Source organism: Spirosoma sp. 48-14 (assembly GCF_001898575.1).
GTDB lineage: Bacteria > Bacteroidota > Bacteroidia > Cytophagales > Spirosomataceae > Spirosoma.
In genome coordinates this window covers 2,037-17,682 of the sequence record NZ_MKUD01000012.1, presented here as the reverse complement: position 1 = coordinate 17,682, position 15,646 = coordinate 2,037, and the positions used below count along the sequence as shown (strand labels likewise).

The window sequence follows — 15,646 nt, the reverse complement described above, 5'->3', positions numbered from 1 at the left end:
ACGAACGGTTGTCTCACGCGGGAGTAGACCTGACCGGATTCTAAGCCATCTAGCTAATGTACCGGTCCCTGTTTTACTGGTGGTAAGCCGTTTGGAAGGGTCATTTATTCGTAAAAATCAAAACGCTTACGATGAAAAGTACCTTAACCGAAACGTAACCATTGTTCGATTGGATTCACCTGATATAGCAGAGCGAGCTAGTATTCCTGAACAGGCCAGGCTGATGATTAACTGGTTCCGTACCCATTTATATAGCTGAACATTTAGATGCCCAACTGCCGGACCACAATGCGCGTGTTGGCCAGTTCATCACTAACGGCTACTCCACAGGACAGGCTTCGTATACCGTCGATTTCGACGACGCAGGTGCCGCAACTACCCATGCCACTACACAAGCCAAACCCGACCACTGGGAGATAAGCTGAAATAAGGCTCATCAGCGAGTGGTATTTATTTCTATGTGTCTGTACCGGCCATTCCTCGCCCTTGTAGACCAGTGTAAATAATATCGTGTTTTTTATCTGGTCCATCAATCTATATACTGAGGGGTGGGCATACATAGGAACCTGTGCATGGTAAAGAATTGACGCCCAAATCAATTGCTTTACAATCGTTGTTTTATGCAAGCTAAGCTACTGACCTTAACCGATCTTTTGACCAATTAGTGGTCAAAAGAAGCTGACTCAATACGCTTACTGGGTAAACTCCAAACCTATTTCTCCGTCGCTCCGATCGAGCAGGTCATTTTCGCCAGTATGTCCAGCTTAGGGCAGCACCCGTCAGCAAAGTGACTGAAGGAAGCCGCAGTGAAACAGGGAACTTGGGTAAATAAGACGAAAACATATTTGAAAATTTTGATTTCTATTTTTACAGGTATAAATTTACAACTGTAAAATAAACATTCCGAATAGACGATTCAACTGTCTTTCAAAATAGGGGGTTATTTGAATAGCCTTACTGCCGAGAGTTATGCAGGGGTGATGCCCACCAGGACTAAGCAGGATCGGTAACCGAACGAAGTAAACGGCAACCTCATGAGTACATCAACTAGCAATCCCGTCGTTTCGACTGCGTACAACCAGGGGCGATCAGTTAATAGTCTGTTTCTGATTGGGAGCCTATATATGATTCCGCTGGTAGCACAGTTGGATCGAATCCAGCAACGTCAGTATGCGTCAATAACTACCCCCTTTGAAGGCATTCGGCGATCAACGGATACTGACTTTCAGTTACTGAATTGCCTACCGTCCCATCGGTGTGATAAGCCATTATCGGGAGGAATTCAACCACACCCTTTGGACAGATACTTGTCGTTAATGGATAAATTAACCAGCCCCGTACCTAGTCGGTAAGATTAGCTTAACTAACCGACTATACAGGCAAAAAATGGGGCTCGTTCACATGCGCTGTAGGAAAAAACAGGTTTAAAGATACCTATGGCATGGGTGGCTAAACAGGCCGCCCATGCTGGTAGCGACTGACTCATAAAAGGTATAAAAAATACCTTATTAGCCGGATACGCTTAGTTCCCTTTTACAGGAGGCTGTTTCGGAATACGTTCAGAAAAGTCATCCGCACCCGATTCAGTTTTTTGTTTGTCAAGGGTCTCCGGTCTAAATCTAGTTTTTCGCCTTTTTTTATGAAGAAATAGGGTTGCTCAGTCTGCGACTCCTGGTTAAGTCGAGTGGGCTCGGTCCATCAGTTTCCAAACTTCATCTACATTGAAAATCCATATTTTTTATACTCTAAAAAAGAATCCATCCATGACAAATCGAATTATCAGCCTGCTGGATTATCAGCGGCTGAAGCTGCGGATCGGCCAGATAAAACCCGATAGCCAGGTATCTAGTAGCCAGCTAATTACGTTAGTACGGGGCGTTAATAGCGCTACCCTGCTTGACCCAACCAATATACCAGCGAATGTGGTTACCATGCATACCCGGGTCAAACTGAGTTATCCGGATAGTCAAAAGACAGTAAGCCTTCAAATAGTCTATCCCGAAGAAGCCGATAGTACCCAATCTAAAGTCTCTGTTCTAGCTCCTATAGCGACGGCTTTGTTAGGCAGAAAAGTCAATGATCTCGTCTGTTTACTAACCCCCTATGGTACGGTGCGAGTTAAGATAGACTATATTCTGTATCAACCTGAAGCTGCTGGCGACTTCTCGCTTTAATCATCGGGCGGGCTGACCAAGTGATTTTTCATCGATACTACGTATGCTTTTTTTAGAAAGCATTCCTCTATGGTTCAAGTGAGCATGTGGTTTTGGAGGCAACGGATGAAGAGACTAGCCTGGAACAAATCGACCATCTGATTGGGGACGCCCGTTTACGGGCAGGTTTTACGCAGAAAGAGCTGGCTCACGAGCTAGGAGTGGCCGTTTCTACCGTGAATAAATACGAGACAACTGGTCAAAAAATACCGATTTACGCGCTCGCTAAAATTGCCCATGTTTGTAAAATTGATTTAATCGTAGGATTCCAGTTCTAAGGGTTTGTGCTCTGTCAGGTGAAGGACACGTGGGTAACCTGCGCATCAAGTGAACTGCCACGAAGGATCATGTAAAAACGCTCCTTATCCCTTTAGTTTGCCAAGGACCTGAACCACTGAGAAGCCAGGATATCAACTTCAGGTTGTCTACTATGGAGTTTCAACATTTGTGATGCGCTTTTACCAGGAGAACAGTAAATTTAAGAGTAGGCCATTAGGAACCGTAGGTCCACCGACCCACCATTTTGTTTCCGTTCGTATTTGTAAACAAAGGGGAATCGCTTAAACCAACTAGCCTGCGTTCGGCTGAAAGAACGTTGGAGCAGTAAAGTATAGCATTTAATCAGAAGAGATAAGGTGATGAGAATAATTTTGTTGACAACCAGTTTGGAAGAGGATAATACTGCCCTGGTTAACTGGGCACGACTTTTCAGTCAAGATCTGTTCACCGTTGTTATAAAATCTGTTAACAACCTCCCTGTGTTCGCCCGGATTAAGGATATGTTGTTAAGGGTAGGGATAAACTTACGCAAACCAGGTCCAACAAGCCGGATTTTCCGTTTCCTAATCGCCTTGAACTCGCCTGATGTCCTAACGATTTGCCCCCAGCGTTTCTGTCCCCTTTACAGCCCTGGGACGGATGGCTACTTGCATGCCTATACGACAGCCCCGAAATCGAAACGAACCTGCAAACCCAAACCATAGCATCCAAAATGAGATTGGACGAACATTGCCGGGATGTTCCCCACTTCGCAGCTTAAGTTAGGCCTAGTTCAGCGGGGGTATTTGTTATCGGCAAACAAAAGTTGGCTTCGCTACTAACGGCTTCTCAATTTGAAGACTGTGGAGTAGCGGTCAGACCGCTTTTGTCCCCACGCAATAAAACATAGCCCAGCAGACCCGCTAGCAAGGAGGCTACCAGAATGGCAATTTTAGCTTCATTCTGCCGGATAGGTTGCTCCTTGAAGGCCAGCAGTGTAACAAATATCGACATCGTAAAGCCGATGCCTGCCAGTACCGCTACCCCAACCAGTTGCCGCCAGCTTACACCTACCGGTAAGCTCGCCCACCCGAACCACACGGCAATGTAACTCAGCAGCAAGATACCGACCGGTTTGCCAAGCAGAAGTCCGGCCATAATGCCCATCGCCAGCGGATTGGTGAGTTGTCCAAAGGTACTGAAGTCAATGAGAAGGCTGGTATTGCAAAAGGCAAACAGCGGAATGACCAGAAACGCGACGGGACCATGCAGGCGGTGTTCAAGCTGCTGGGAAGGTGAGCCGATCTGTTCCGAGAGGGCTTCCAACTCCTCGCTCAAGTCGCGCGGCATCCCTGTATTGGTCTGGATTCGCTGCTGCATGGACCCTAATTGCCGCTGCACGGCATCTGGATCAGTCAGGCGGGTACGGAACGGAATGACCATCGCCAGCAGCACGCCAGCAAGGGTGGCATGTATCCCCGACTTCAAGGTCAGGTACCACAACACGAACCCTAGCAGCAGATAAATTGAAAGAATTCGGACGCCCAGCCGATTCAACAGGAGCAGCACCAGCCATACGCCACTCGCGCCGAGCAGGTAATGGATATCGATAGCCAAAGTGTAAAAGAAGGCAATGACCAGGACCGCACCGAGGTCATCCACAATGGCGAGGGCCGTCAGAAAAACCTTCAGTGCCAGCGGTACCCTCTCACCCAGGAGCGTAACAATGGCCAGAGCAAAGGCAATGTCGGTCGCCATGGGAATACCCCAGCCGCCAGCGGTGGGCGAATGCCGATTAATTAGCCAGAACAGCCCCGCTGGTATCACCATGCCTCCCAGCGCAGCCACCAAGGGCAACATGGCCTGTCTGACTGATGCCAGCTCGCCTTCCAGTACCTCCCGCTTGATCTCCAGGCCGACAATCAAAAAAAACAGGGCCATCAGTCCGTCGTTTATCCAGTGCGAAAGGCTTTTGGTAAGCACCATACTGCCTACCGAAACAGCCAATACGCTATCCCAAACCTGGGGGAAATAACGCGCTATGCCAACGTTGCTATTGGCCAGGGCCAACGCTGATACACTGCTAATCAGCAGCAAAATACCACTGGCGGCTTCGAGTCTGAAAAACTCGGCGAAGGGTTGGATTAGGGGCCTGGACAGGTTTTTCAGTAGGCTGCTTCGACTCATCATGATTTTAGTGTGCCCGACTGCATGGCCGGATCTGTCGGTATCTCCGGCAGGACAGTCCTGGACCACAGTCAGCTACCTGGCTAAGTTCCTAAAGCACTGGTTGTTGGGTTAATTACCCGTTGCTCCATAGCGCGCATTCATCCCTATTGGAAACGGTGCCAGACCAGGCTCAATCCAATCATCAGTACCAAACCTATTTGTAAGGCCGTCAAGACGTAAATATAATTGGTTTGGGCTCTCGATTCGCCCAGCAGTTCTTCACCGACGCTCAGCTGTAGACTCGCCAGTTCATCAAGCGTTTGGGCCACCTGGCCAAAAGCCGTGCTACCACTACCGGCAAAGAGCGCCTTCCGGGATGCTGGTAAATCAACTAAATTGGTTGTTAGCTCGCCTTCCAGCTGATTATAAACGGTAAGCTGTTGCCGGAGCTGCCTGAGCCGGTCGGCTTCTTTTCTCGTTAATTTGGTTCGTTCAAACTCGGTCAGTAAGGAGTCCGTCCGCCGGTTGAACCGGTCGAGCGTTGAGGCTATCAATTCCGGGTTTGGTTTTTGAGTAGCCAACACGTGTGTTTCCAGCAACAGCCGTTTTCGGTAGACTGTTGCGGTCAGATTGACCAGCATGCCCGTGGGCAGCAGTCGATCTTTGTAGATCGATGAGGATGCCTCCTGTATATCCTGGATACGGCGACGACTTAGGAAAACACTGGTCAAAATCAGTCCCAGCAAAGCAATCACCAGCAGGATGGAGCGTACCGATGAACGAGTATGGGGTAAATGTGTCATACTGTAAGTGGTTTAATCAATGCACTACCCGTTGGTTACACTGAGTCCTTCGGGTGTTAGACTGGTTACAGACCGAAGATCATGTGACAATGAATGATTCCTGTCCAATACTATGCACCGGCCCGCCAGGGACACTGCGTTTTTTATGAATGTAGCAGCATGCTTTTACTTGTTCCCCTACCAAGTTAATTTGTAGAGCTAACTCACTTGCTCCCTGCTTTCGATACCGTCTTCATCTGGATTAGGTCAACCCCAAAAGCGAACGCCATGGCAAAATAGATATACCCTTTGGGGATTTCGACGTGCAGCCCTTCGGCCACTAACGACATGCCGATAATGAGCAGAAAACACAGGGCCAGAATCTTGAACGACGGGTGCCGGGTTATGAATTCACTGATGGGTTTAGCCGCCACCAGCATGATCCCCACCGACACCACGATGGCCGTGTACATCACCCATAGCTGGTTGACCATGCCCACGGCCGTGATGATTGAATCCAGTGAAAAAACCAGATCCAAAACCAGGACCTGAATCAACAGGTCGCGGAACGAGTTTTTGGTTGTATCAGGGGCATGGGCATCGTCGCCGAGTTCAGCGTAGTGGTAAATTTCAGCCGTGCTCTTGTAGATCAGAAACAGGCCCCCGCCCAGCAGAATCAGACCTTTCCCGCTCATGTCGATGCTGGCTACGGTAAACAGCGTCGTGTTAAGCTGCATGATCCAGGCCAGCAGGGTCAGCAGTCCCAGTCGCAAAAACATCGCCAGGCCCAGGCCCCAGTACCGGAACCGATTCCGCTGGGCGAGGGGCAGTTTACCGGCCAGAATCGAAATGAATATAACGTTGTCGATGCCCAGAATGGTCTCCAGCGCTATCAGGGTCAATAGGGGAATCAAATGGTTGATACCGTCCATAAGGCGAATGTAAACAGAATTAGATGAGTGGTAGCATTGACCCTAGTCCGGACGTCTATACCGAACCAGGACGAAGGTACGTTTCTGCTCATATTCGTTGCAATTCCCGCCAGAACTGCCGAATAAAGGCCCGTTCTTCCCGCGAGATTCCCTCATGGGCCCGCGCCACCCGCAGCAGAATACGGACAAACCGTTTCTTGGTTTCCTGGCTAATTTCAACCCGCTTGTCGGCCAGTCGGCGCAGGCCAAAGGCGCTGGCTTCCTCGGCGGGTTCACCCACATTATCCCGCAGGAACATCGCGCAGATGGCCAGATCACTGTAGGGACCCTCAGCTAACAGGTCACAGGCTAGCTTCGTCTCATCCTGGTGAAGCTGACCGTCCAGTTTACACAGCGCATAAACGATACTGCCTAATCCCATGGCTACATCCGGTGAATACATATCAGTTAAGTTTATAGGTTGTTGTCAGAACGGGTTTATGGCTGATGAGGATGCTTCTTCAGGCGAACGCCTGAGCGGCCAGGTGATGAAACACGCGCTCGTCCAGGCGGTACCGGTCGTTGAGCGTCAGGCTGCTGCGGGCCGTAAATAAGGCATAATTAACGGCGTTGTAGAGCAGCCAGCAGGAGGGAGGGGAGTTCAACAGGCGCTCCTCCAGCCGCAGGCGCTCACGGGCCTGCTTAATCAATTGAACCGGCACAGGCAGTTCACGAAGAACATGCTCGTGAATACCGGCCATATCCGTCTGCTGAAACTGGTCATATACGGTCGCCGTCAGCGTAACGCCGGTCGTCAGGTGATCGAGAAGCAACTCATGCAATTGCTGCTGAAACAGGGGAATGGTCAGCGCACTTTGATGGAGTTTACGAATATCCGGCGTAGACCGTTGCGGGCGGGCGGGAGCTGACGGCGTTTTGGCGGACGGTGTTTTTTGGGGACCCTTTGCCCAGTGGCCCAGCCAGGTCTGATAGGCAGCCAGATCGGCAAAGGAGTCCGCCCAGCCCAGCAGGCCATTCTGGCAAACGTTCCGGTACACACTGCTGCCCAGGTGGGTCGACGGGTCCAGCAGGGCCGTCAGCGACTGACCCTGAATGCTGAATGGCGTCTTGCCATTATAGCTGTTGGTAATGGTCAGACTCCGCTGCAGTTGCTCGGTCCCGACCGACAGCGATGCGGGCAGAATAATGCTGATGCTGAACTCACCCGTGTTGGTATGTTTAATCAGGAGCTGGTAATCCGGGATCAGCTCGTCGACGACTTCCTGAATGGCCCGGTTAGGAATAATGGTGTAGTCGGCACTCTGAATGCCAAATAAGGTTTTTCGCCCCCCCGCCAGTTGGCCCACAATCAGTTTCTGACGGTCGGTGGCTATAATGTCATAGTCAGGCAACAGATCGCTGAGCAGCAGCGGCTCTACGGGAAAACAAATATCCTCCCAGCTAGTCGATAGTTCCGGTTGTGCACTAATATAGGTCATATATTTGCATTTGTATTTTTACAGTTGTAAATTTACAGCAAGAAAACAAGAAATCAAAATACGAATGTCATGGAAAGGCTCATACGACGAGTTCCCCACGTCAACAAACTGCTGGTCGTCAGTTTACTGGCCGGCCTTGGGGTCACCATACGTTATACGTACGGGTTATTTAAGCCAGGTCAGAAGGCATCAATACCGCTTAGGCAGCGTAGCGATTACCTGACCGAGTGGATGGGCATCTAATCAAATTAGACGAACCCAGTCTGGCATTGGCCAACGGACAACTGTCGGTAAGGGGACTAAGCCCTTTTTTGCGCCCGACAACACTATGTTCAGTAAGTACGACTAATCAAGAAAAACTATGCAAACCCATCCAATTGAACCGTTGAAGGGGCAGATGCCCACTTATCGCTGGCTGCCGGTAATTTATCTGCTCTTCTTTGGCGGGGTGTTGCTGATCTGTCTGTGGGCGGAGGTGAACCGGCGGCAACAGCTACCTACCGTGCAGCCTACCTGCTTTGGCGTTGGGCACAACCTGCCCATCCAATCCGCCCCTAAACGAACTTGGTTCGGGGCTATTAAAAAGCCTGTGTTTAGGCTCCGTGATCACATCCCGGCAGAAAAACTAACCTTGTATGGATAAGCCGCTGTTCCGGCCAGCTATCTATAACCCCTTAACTCGTTAACACTATGTCCTGGTTTGAGTATAGTCAACTGGTGCTAAAAAAGTAAGCTTTGATAAAGCACTCTTCCGCAAGGAACTCCGCAAGTTACTCCACTATCTGTCGGTTGGGGAACGCATTCAACTGCTGCAATGGTGTCGGCGGCAAAAGCCCTGGCATCAACCTGAAGCCGCGCTTGTGTCGGGGTAAAAACGCGGGCCATACCAGTACCCAGTCGACCCATCGCTGGCCGTGAATAAACTGTAGTGTAATTTTTCTCCCTGAATCCCATGAAATGGTCGTTCGCCCTCCAACAAAAACTCAAAGTGGCCGGGCTGTTGCTGAGCCTGATGCTGGTCATTTTATATACTGCAACCAGCCTGAAAAATGACGTGCAGGACATGGAACAAACGGTGGTCGCCCTCTACGCCGACCGGTTGCAGCCGGCCATCGAATTGGTTCATATCAACGAAAGTATCCACGCCAAACGACTGCTGATCGAACATCAGTTCGTCAATGAAGTGCCTGTTTCACCCGCGGCACTAGCTGGGCAACTGGGGCACTATAACCAGCGAATAAACGAGCGGATCAGGCAATACAAAAAAACAAAACTGACGGCCAGCGAGACACGCTGGCTGAACGCATTCCACAAGAAATTCAAGCAGGGGCAAGACCTGGAGAAGTCTATACAGGCCTTGCTAATTGTCGAACAGCCGTCCCAAGCCCGTCAGGTTTTTTATGGCCCAGGGGCACTGGTCTTCAAACACAGTGTTCAGGCACTCCATGAACTGGCTCAGATCCAAGCCGAGACAGGCCAACAATCGGTGAAGGACGCACATCGGATGGCCGCAGGCGGATCGCTGAACGTGACCCTGTTAACAGCCCTTTCACTCCTGGTGGGTCTGGTGATTCTGGGCCTAATTCACAACGCGCGGTTAGTAGGCCAGTCCGCCCCGCCGTTTCATCTCAACTAAGGAATTGCTTTTTAATGGCTTTGGGGCTGAGCAAAGCATCTCTAGAGGAGCATATTAACCGTATTTACCATCAAAAACCAACGAATGATGACAAATAGAATCATTAGTAAGCTGGACTATCAGCGCCTGAAAAAACGGATCGAGCAAGCTAAAATCAATGCCCGGGTATCCCCTACGCAGCTCATGAAACTGGTGCGGGGTGTGGACGGCGCAACCCTATTGGACCCGGTGAAGATACCCTCGGATGTGGTCACCATGAATTCGGTAGTAAGTCTGGAATATATAGATATGGATAAGCATCTGGATATTTGCTTAGTGTACCCCGAAGAGGCGGATGGCGCACGCAACCGAATTTCCATTTTTGCCCCCTTGGCCACGGCCCTGCTGGGCTGTCAGCGGGGAACGGTGGCCAATCTGACTACCCCATTTGGTTCCATAAACATTCGAATCAACCAGATTCTCTATCAGCCCGAAGCCGCTGGTGACTTCTCACGCTAATCATCAGCCCGATTAAGGTAGCCATTCATTCGTTTTAGTACGCCCGATTTTTGGAAAACAGCCCGGTATGGTTCAAGCAAGCTATGTGATTTTAAACGAAGTAGATGAAGAGACTAGCCTGGAACAAATCGGTAATCTGATTGGGGACATCCGGTTACAGGCTGATTTGACCCAGCAGGAGCTGGCTCAAAAGCTAGGCGTGGGCGTTTCTACCGTGCATAAATACGAAACAAACGGTCAGAAAATACCCCTGCACACACTCGCTAAAATTGCCCACCTATGCCAAGTCGATTTAATTGTAGGCTTTCAGACAAAGCCCTAGTGAGAGTTCATCTGCCCCCTTTTCTCATGATGGTGTCGGTTAACGCTCAGGCTACGACCTGTAGCCTGAGAAATTTGGTGGGCTTTTGTGTGGTGCCACCGGGATCAATCCCTACCGGATGAATCAAAAAGGTTCCATTCATCCACCGATGGTCAAATTAGTCAGCTCTGTGCTAGGTAAAAATACCGACTTTACGTTCCACATGGTTTACGAAGTAGGACAGCGGGTTAATCACTCAGGAAGCGATTATAAGCCAAATTTATGCGAATTGATACCTACTCAAAAGCTTGACAAGTCGCCTAAAGGGCAGTATACACGCTTTTCTTGAGAAAAGTGTGTCGTGAATCGACGGTGGATGCAGCCTATATTGGCTCGATGAATAGCCCCCGAGAAGGGTAGGTTTTACGAAGAAGACATACAGTCATTGGGTTTATCAATAAAGGGAGAGAATCGATATGAAAACTATTTTGTTAGCCACCAATTTGCGGGAGCAAACTACGGCAGTATTCGATTGGGCACGCCTGTTTGCTCACCAGTATTCTTCATCGTTCCTCTTATTGCATGTACAACAGACTCCGATAAACGTGATGAGCCAGTCGTCGGATTCGGACCCCGTAGACCTAAACACATCGATGGATGTGGTGGTCGAAGCGGCCTATCCAGCCAAACTCCGCCAACTAGCTACCCAATTTGGGCGGGAAGGCATTGGCTGCCGGGTTCTTTTGCGGCAGGGTAATGCAACCGAGGTCATACTGGCCACGGCCCAACAACAAGCCGTTGACTTGATCCTGATGGGGCATGATCCCCTGGCTAGTATCTATCAGCAATTGTTGACGGGCAGTGTCGCCCTCAGCATTGCCCGGCGGTCACGGTGTCCAGTCCTGATCGCACCCACTGATGATCTGGAGATGGTATCAGGACGGGTTTATCCGCGAACGATTGTCTACACCACATCGTTGGCGTTTGATCAGCCGAAGCCCTTCATTCAGGTTGTTGAGATGGCCCATCGGTTTGAGTCCAGGCTACGTCTACTTCATATACAGACGGATAATCAATCCAATAAAACCAGTGCCGATAAACGAATCGCTCATTTTCAGCAGCTTATGGGTGATAACCCAGTTGAAGTGGATCGGGTTAATGCCCCGACCGTAGTTAGCGGAATCGACTGGTATCTTTCCACAAATCCGGCCGATTTACTGGTGATGACCACCCATGAACGCGATTTTATATCGGGACTGCTGAACCCTAGTCTGACAGGCCGAATGATTAGTCGATCGACGATCCCTATCCTGGTTTATCACCTAAAAGCTGACTCCTAATGCGTTCCCTCAAAACAAACTCGTCAGCCCTGCCCTTGACAGCTGTTGCTGATCGCCAGGCTGCCGATTAAACGTTCCTTTGGTTTTCGATGACTTGCTGGAAAAAGAGTTAAACGTCCTTTTACTTCCTGAGGGATTTTAATCCGCAACAGGGTCACTTTTCAAGTAGAACATCCATATGACTGTCTAGTCCTGAAATAGCTTTACATTAAGCATATCAGGATGACTCACAAGAACACGAAAAAACAGGGACTACGAATGGGCAGCCGACATCCATTCGAGCGACGAACCGAAAAAGAAAAGCGTCGGATTGTGCACGAAGTAAACCAGGGAATCATCGGCATACGAGCCGCCTGCCGTAAGTACGGACTTAACCGCAATACCTTGCGAAGTTGGCTGGTTGTGTTTTCTTTGCCAACGACGGACACACTGGCTACTCCTGAGCCGTCTACCACCATGCCCGACCCTCAATTGGACCAAACATTAACTCGGCAAGTGAAAGCCCTAACCAAGGCGCTCGCTCAAGCTGAATTAAAAATCAGCAGCTTACAGACGGTTATCGAGGTGGCTGAAGAAGACTTGAAGATCAAGATCCGAAAAAAGTCTGGTACCAAACGGTCAAAAGAATGAAGCAAAGCCATCCTCAAGTAAGCCTGGAGCAGCTTTGTGATCTGTTTGGTGTGACTCGTCAGGCTTTTTATGACGCGGCTGCTCAAGAGAAGAAAACCAGCATTGCCCACGTAGTGGTGCTCAGATTGGTTAGTGACCTGCGCAGAGATATGCCCTTACTAGGTACCAGAAAGCTGTTTCATCTATTGCAGCCCCAGTTAGACAACCACCAGATAAAGATGGGCAGAGACCAATTGTTTGATTTATTGGGGTTTCACGGCCTGCTCATTCGCAGACGCAAGCGCATGGTCAAGACGACTGATTCGCATCACTGGCTAAAAAAATACCCCAATCTAATCAAGGAATTGACGGTAGACGGCCCTGAACAATTGTGGGTTAGTGACCTGACTTACATTCGAACTGTACAAGGTTTTAGCTATCTTAGTTTGATCACCGATGCCTACTCTCGAAAAGTTGTTGGTTATGCGCTTTATCCAACTCTAGAGGCAACAGGCTGTGTTTTAGCCTTAAAAATGGCCCTAAAGGATCGAAAACGCATAACCGATTATACACTGATTCACCATTCTGACCGTGGTATTCAATACTGTTCAGCTCAGTATATTTCATTGTTGGAAAACGAGCAGATTGCGATTAGTATGACTCAATCCGGCAGTCCATACGATAATGCCCTAGCCGAGCGGGTAAATGGAATTATTAAAATTGAGTTCTTCTCCCAAACCATTTACCAAAACCACCAGGAAGCTGACCTAGCGATCACCCGAGCTGTTGCTCGGTACAATACTCAACGTCCGCATTCTAGTCTGGATTACTTGACCCCCGAAGTCGCTCATGAGCGAAGTGGCTTATTGAAAAAACGGTGGAAGCAATATCGAAGACCGAAACCGATCAGGCAGGAAGATAGAGTCGAGCCAGTAATGAACTGACCGTCTGATGGTTTACAGAAGGGTGATAATACAGGGTATGAGTAGATTAGATGCAAAAGCGAATAATTAAGTACTCAGGGCTTTGAAGTGACAAGTGCTATTTAGGATTAACTTTCGGAATCTGTAAGGTTTTTCCAGGACGTGACATGCTGTTTGAGGATCGATACGATCTGTGTCTCTGTGAATCTCGTCTTTTTCATCAGTTAAAATTAAGGTTTAATCTCTAATTTCAAACTGTCTGTCGTTTCGGGACACTTACAGTAGGGCACCATGTATCCGTGGTTTCTTTTACCTTTTGCATCTCTTTAAAATTTGATAATGCAAAGGACGTAAGCTTTTTTGGGTTGATTTTTTAGATATCTAAAAAAAAATGAGGAAGAGAAGATATTTTTTTGAACAATTAAGGGAGGTTTTTGCTGAGTTTTTGCAAAATCCTCCCTTAAATATAATGGTATTATCTTAGGCTATTTGGCAGCTAAAATGTCCAATTTTTCAATAGACGGAGGTGTTGCCAATAGGTCTGGTGCATTTTCCATTAATGCTTTTGCGATCTTACCGCCAAGGTGTGCCTCTCTGCCTTCTTCGTTTGAAAAAGTATCGTAAATACCGAAGGTAGAAGCATCAATACGGAATGCATACCACGTAACGGTACCGGCTTCTTCAAGAGCAAGCGGTAATGCTCCTGTAATAAAATCTTCAACGTTTTTTTCTTGGCCGGCCTTTGCTTCCAACCGAACTAACAATCCTAATTTTTTCATTGTTTTTATTTTTTAGTTAAACAATTCTTAAATCAGACAAAAATAGAAAAACCAGCGTTGCTTCGTTTATTAGTTTGGTTCAATAAGTTATGAAAAGAGGTCAATTTGAGTGGATGTGGTTGGGGCTATACCCAAATTCATTTTTAAAGGCTGCACTAAAATTTGACAAGCTGCCATAGCCAAAGTCCATAAAAATTTCGGAAGGTGTGACTTGGTTATTATGTAACAATTCTTTGGCCTTGTTAAGCCGTTTTTGCTGAAACCATTTCCCTGGAGATTCCCGGTATATACTTATAAATTTTCTCTTAAAAGTAGAGGCACTCATATTGCACAGAAAGGCTATTTCGTCAATATTCAAGTTCGTATAAAGGTTCTTTTGAATTACCATTTTAAATGATAATTCTCTTTCATTGATTAGTAAATAATGTAAGTAATCTAAAAATACCTTCCCATATTTATCCGCCAGATAAAGCATTATTTCTTCAAATTTCAGTTCCAAAATCTTTTGATAGATAGATTGTTGCAAACCAAAAATCTGTTGGAGCGAATGAATATAATGGATGATAAAATTGTCTTTCTCTAAAAGGAAATAAGGTATATCCGTTATCTTTTTATCTGAGGCATTCTGACTGAAAGAATGGGAATGTTTCAATAAAAAATCGGTGATGTTTTTGTGAGAAAAGAAGAAGAGTAAACAACGGTATGAACTTACACCTACCAGTTCAGTAACCAAAACATTATTAGATGTGATAAGTAGCGATTGTGTTTCATTGATTGAAATGATATCATTAGAAAAGTGAATGTTTTTTTGACCATCCAATAAGAAACTGAATACATTTTTATTCAGGCCAATCTTGTTTCTGGAACCGTTCTTATACACTTCGTAATTGAAAATTTGCAAATCCGAAGTATGAGTTTCGTTATGTTCCCATAGATCTTCGGGAAGGTTTGTAATGTCCATCGTCAAAATTAAATTGATTTTTTACGGAGTGTTCTTTGGTTGTTTCATTAAGAAATTCGTTCCAAAAGCGATTTTAGCCATTTGAGTTTTTTCTTGCTGTAAGGAGGGTACTTGATAACGCCTTACCACCTGACGAATAGATAAGCTCAAAAAGCTGTTGCTTTCTTTCATCCATCTTTTTCGGGAATATTTCCAAAAGTTTTTCCGAAACCTTTTCTGCAAAGCTATCTAAGCTTGTAAGGTTTTCTTTAGAAATATCCCAAAAACCTGCGGGAAGCCGAATCTCATCTTTTCCAAAATCTGTCCCGTTGTATCCGAGCAGGTATTCGGCACCAAGCAAGGTAAGACATACCATAAAAAGCTTTGTTTGCTTTTTGAAAATATACCGCCTTGCTTTTTTATCCAGATTAAATAATTCGGCTACCAATGGTTCCTGATCTGTACAGCTAAACATATTGTCCACTCTTCCATCGGGAAAAATAATGACTTCTTTATCTTCATCGGTATGATTGGCACATAGCAGGAAACTCTCCACAAAACCGGAGAGCCGTTCGTCAGGAACAATTTTTATGTACTCAAAATCTTGCATCGTTTTTATGTGCATCTGACTTGGGAAGAAATATTGGATATTCTTAATCAATCTGTCAGATGAATTATATATGCAAAACTAACAAAATAAAAAAACAGTCTAAAATACACCACCACACCCGGCAAATGCTGAGTGTGGTGGTGTAAGATTTTACCATTAATGAGGTCGTATGGGCTGT

Annotated in this window: 20 protein-coding genes; 11 read left to right on the top strand and 9 right to left on the bottom strand. The window is 47.2% G+C overall.

Translation table 11 applies throughout. The features are described from left to right. Nucleotides 1–259, top strand: a 259-nt coding sequence (locus BGO59_RS10915) for a hypothetical protein (RefSeq protein WP_293683665.1), incomplete at its 5' end; no start/stop codon positions are given. Between the two features lie 4 nt (nt 260–263). On the opposite strand, the gene BGO59_RS10910 is transcribed toward BGO59_RS10915, so the two are convergent. After that, nucleotides 264–437, bottom strand: a complete 174-nt coding sequence (locus tag BGO59_RS10910; RefSeq protein WP_293683664.1) for a hypothetical protein — start codon at nt 435–437, stop codon at nt 264–266. Between the two features lie 1,326 nt (nt 438–1,763). On the opposite strand from BGO59_RS10910, the gene BGO59_RS10905 reads away from it, so the two are divergent. Further along, the gene (locus tag BGO59_RS10905; RefSeq protein WP_293683663.1) at nt 1,764–2,174 is read left to right on the top strand and encodes a GreA/GreB family elongation factor; all 411 of its coding nucleotides are present in this window, start codon (nt 1,764–1,766) and stop codon (nt 2,172–2,174) included. Between the two features lie 86 nt (nt 2,175–2,260). Continuing rightward, entirely contained in the window at nt 2,261–2,491 is a 231-nt protein-coding gene (locus BGO59_RS10900; RefSeq protein ID WP_293683662.1) for a helix-turn-helix transcriptional regulator, read from the top strand. A gap of 829 nt (nt 2,492–3,320) precedes the next feature. Here BGO59_RS10900 and nhaA read toward each other — a convergent pair. From nhaA to BGO59_RS10875, 5 genes are all read right to left on the bottom strand, one after another. After that, the gene (gene nhaA, locus BGO59_RS10895; RefSeq protein WP_293683661.1) at nt 3,321–4,661 is read right to left on the bottom strand and encodes a Na+/H+ antiporter NhaA; all 1,341 of its coding nucleotides are present in this window, start codon (nt 4,659–4,661) and stop codon (nt 3,321–3,323) included. 143 nt (nt 4,662–4,804) lie between these two features. Continuing rightward, nucleotides 4,805–5,443: an MCP four helix bundle domain-containing protein gene (locus BGO59_RS10890; protein WP_293683660.1), complete on the bottom strand. Its 639-nt coding sequence runs from the start codon at nt 5,441–5,443 to the stop codon at nt 4,805–4,807. 203 nt (nt 5,444–5,646) lie between these two features. After that, nucleotides 5,647–6,354 (bottom strand): TerC family protein, encoded by a 708-nt coding sequence (locus BGO59_RS10885; RefSeq protein WP_293683659.1) that lies wholly within the window; start codon nt 6,352–6,354, stop codon nt 5,647–5,649. A gap of 88 nt (nt 6,355–6,442) precedes the next feature. Next, complete coding sequence (locus BGO59_RS10880; RefSeq protein ID WP_293683658.1) at nt 6,443–6,796, bottom strand: TerB family tellurite resistance protein; 354 nt, start codon at nt 6,794–6,796, stop codon at nt 6,443–6,445. A gap of 58 nt (nt 6,797–6,854) precedes the next feature. Further along, a complete protein-coding gene (locus tag BGO59_RS10875; protein WP_293683657.1) occupies nt 6,855–7,832 on the bottom strand; it encodes a hypothetical protein in 978 nt (325 codons plus the stop codon). Between the two features lie 69 nt (nt 7,833–7,901). Between BGO59_RS10875 and BGO59_RS10870 the strand changes: the two genes are divergently transcribed. From BGO59_RS10870 to BGO59_RS10835, 8 genes are all read left to right on the top strand, one after another. Beyond that, nucleotides 7,902–8,075 carry a hypothetical protein gene (locus BGO59_RS10870; RefSeq protein WP_293683656.1) on the top strand — a complete coding sequence of 58 codons (174 nt, stop codon included), beginning with the start codon at nt 7,902–7,904 and terminating at the stop codon, nt 8,073–8,075. Nucleotides 8,076–8,193: 118 nt separating this feature from the next. Continuing rightward, nucleotides 8,194–8,475 carry a hypothetical protein gene (locus BGO59_RS10865; RefSeq protein WP_293683655.1) on the top strand — a complete coding sequence of 94 codons (282 nt, stop codon included), beginning with the start codon at nt 8,194–8,196 and terminating at the stop codon, nt 8,473–8,475. A 309-nt stretch (nt 8,476–8,784) separates the two neighbouring features. Beyond that, entirely contained in the window at nt 8,785–9,468 is a 684-nt protein-coding gene (locus tag BGO59_RS10860; protein ID WP_293683654.1) for an MCP four helix bundle domain-containing protein, read from the top strand. Between the two features lie 84 nt (nt 9,469–9,552). Beyond that, nucleotides 9,553–9,966 carry a GreA/GreB family elongation factor gene (locus BGO59_RS10855; RefSeq protein ID WP_293683653.1) on the top strand — a complete coding sequence of 138 codons (414 nt, stop codon included), beginning with the start codon at nt 9,553–9,555 and terminating at the stop codon, nt 9,964–9,966. Between the two features lie 67 nt (nt 9,967–10,033). Beyond that, nucleotides 10,034–10,288, top strand: a complete 255-nt coding sequence (locus BGO59_RS10850; protein WP_293683652.1) for a helix-turn-helix transcriptional regulator — start codon at nt 10,034–10,036, stop codon at nt 10,286–10,288. A gap of 455 nt (nt 10,289–10,743) precedes the next feature. Further along, on the top strand, nt 10,744–11,607 hold the full coding sequence (locus BGO59_RS10845) for a universal stress protein (RefSeq protein ID WP_293683651.1): 864 nt from the start codon (nt 10,744–10,746) through the stop codon (nt 11,605–11,607). A 222-nt stretch (nt 11,608–11,829) separates the two neighbouring features. Continuing rightward, on the top strand, nt 11,830–12,237 hold the full coding sequence (locus BGO59_RS10840) for a hypothetical protein (RefSeq protein ID WP_157634687.1): 408 nt from the start codon (nt 11,830–11,832) through the stop codon (nt 12,235–12,237). Then, nucleotides 12,234–13,160 carry an IS3 family transposase gene (locus BGO59_RS10835; RefSeq protein ID WP_293683650.1) on the top strand — a complete coding sequence of 309 codons (927 nt, stop codon included), beginning with the start codon at nt 12,234–12,236 and terminating at the stop codon, nt 13,158–13,160. The genes BGO59_RS10840 and BGO59_RS10835 overlap by 4 nt, the downstream gene beginning before the upstream one ends. Nucleotides 13,161–13,624: 464 nt before the next feature. Here the strand turns inward: BGO59_RS10835 and BGO59_RS10830 are convergent, their stop codons facing one another. From BGO59_RS10830 to BGO59_RS10820, 3 genes are all read right to left on the bottom strand, one after another. After that, nucleotides 13,625–13,918: a putative quinol monooxygenase gene (locus tag BGO59_RS10830; RefSeq protein WP_047096321.1), complete on the bottom strand. Its 294-nt coding sequence runs from the start codon at nt 13,916–13,918 to the stop codon at nt 13,625–13,627. A 100-nt stretch (nt 13,919–14,018) separates the two neighbouring features. Next, nucleotides 14,019–14,879, bottom strand: coding sequence for an AraC family transcriptional regulator (locus tag BGO59_RS10825; RefSeq protein ID WP_293683649.1), 861 nt, complete (start codon nt 14,877–14,879; stop codon nt 14,019–14,021). Nucleotides 14,880–14,952: 73 nt separating this feature from the next. After that, a complete protein-coding gene (locus tag BGO59_RS10820; RefSeq protein WP_293683648.1) occupies nt 14,953–15,468 on the bottom strand; it encodes a hypothetical protein in 516 nt (171 codons plus the stop codon). Nucleotides 15,469–15,646: the final 178 nt, after the last annotated feature.

Excerpts from the sequence above, each read along its gene's own strand:
- BGO59_RS10820 (WP_293683648.1), bottom strand. The coding sequence starts at position 15,468 with ATGCAAGATTTTGAGTACATAAAAATTGTTCCTGACGAACGGCTCTCC.
- BGO59_RS10910 (WP_293683664.1), bottom strand. The coding sequence starts at position 437 with ATGAGCCTTATTTCAGCTTATCTCCCAGTGGTCGGGTTTGGCTTGTGT.
- BGO59_RS10905 (WP_293683663.1), top strand. The coding sequence starts at position 1,764 with ATGACAAATCGAATTATCAGCCTGCTGGATTATCAGCGGCTGAAGCTG.
- BGO59_RS10865 (WP_293683655.1), top strand. The coding sequence starts at position 8,194 with ATGCAAACCCATCCAATTGAACCGTTGAAGGGGCAGATGCCCACTTAT.
- BGO59_RS10875 (WP_293683657.1), bottom strand. The coding sequence starts at position 7,832 with ATGACCTATATTAGTGCACAACCGGAACTATCGACTAGCTGGGAGGAT.
- BGO59_RS10840 (WP_157634687.1), top strand. The coding sequence starts at position 11,830 with ATGACTCACAAGAACACGAAAAAACAGGGACTACGAATGGGCAGCCGA.
- BGO59_RS10845 (WP_293683651.1), top strand. The coding sequence starts at position 10,744 with ATGAAAACTATTTTGTTAGCCACCAATTTGCGGGAGCAAACTACGGCA.
- nhaA (WP_293683661.1), bottom strand. The coding sequence starts at position 4,661 with ATGATGAGTCGAAGCAGCCTACTGAAAAACCTGTCCAGGCCCCTAATC.
- BGO59_RS10870 (WP_293683656.1), top strand. The coding sequence starts at position 7,902 with ATGGAAAGGCTCATACGACGAGTTCCCCACGTCAACAAACTGCTGGTC.
- BGO59_RS10850 (WP_293683652.1), top strand. The coding sequence starts at position 10,034 with ATGGTTCAAGCAAGCTATGTGATTTTAAACGAAGTAGATGAAGAGACT.
- BGO59_RS10890 (WP_293683660.1), bottom strand. The coding sequence starts at position 5,443 with ATGACACATTTACCCCATACTCGTTCATCGGTACGCTCCATCCTGCTG.
- BGO59_RS10855 (WP_293683653.1), top strand. The coding sequence starts at position 9,553 with ATGATGACAAATAGAATCATTAGTAAGCTGGACTATCAGCGCCTGAAA.
- BGO59_RS10825 (WP_293683649.1), bottom strand. The coding sequence starts at position 14,879 with ATGGACATTACAAACCTTCCCGAAGATCTATGGGAACATAACGAAACT.
- BGO59_RS10830 (WP_047096321.1), bottom strand. The coding sequence starts at position 13,918 with ATGAAAAAATTAGGATTGTTAGTTCGGTTGGAAGCAAAGGCCGGCCAA.
- BGO59_RS10880 (WP_293683658.1), bottom strand. The coding sequence starts at position 6,796 with ATGTATTCACCGGATGTAGCCATGGGATTAGGCAGTATCGTTTATGCG.
- BGO59_RS10860 (WP_293683654.1), top strand. The coding sequence starts at position 8,785 with ATGAAATGGTCGTTCGCCCTCCAACAAAAACTCAAAGTGGCCGGGCTG.
- BGO59_RS10885 (WP_293683659.1), bottom strand. The coding sequence starts at position 6,354 with ATGGACGGTATCAACCATTTGATTCCCCTATTGACCCTGATAGCGCTG.
- BGO59_RS10835 (WP_293683650.1), top strand. The coding sequence starts at position 12,234 with ATGAAGCAAAGCCATCCTCAAGTAAGCCTGGAGCAGCTTTGTGATCTG.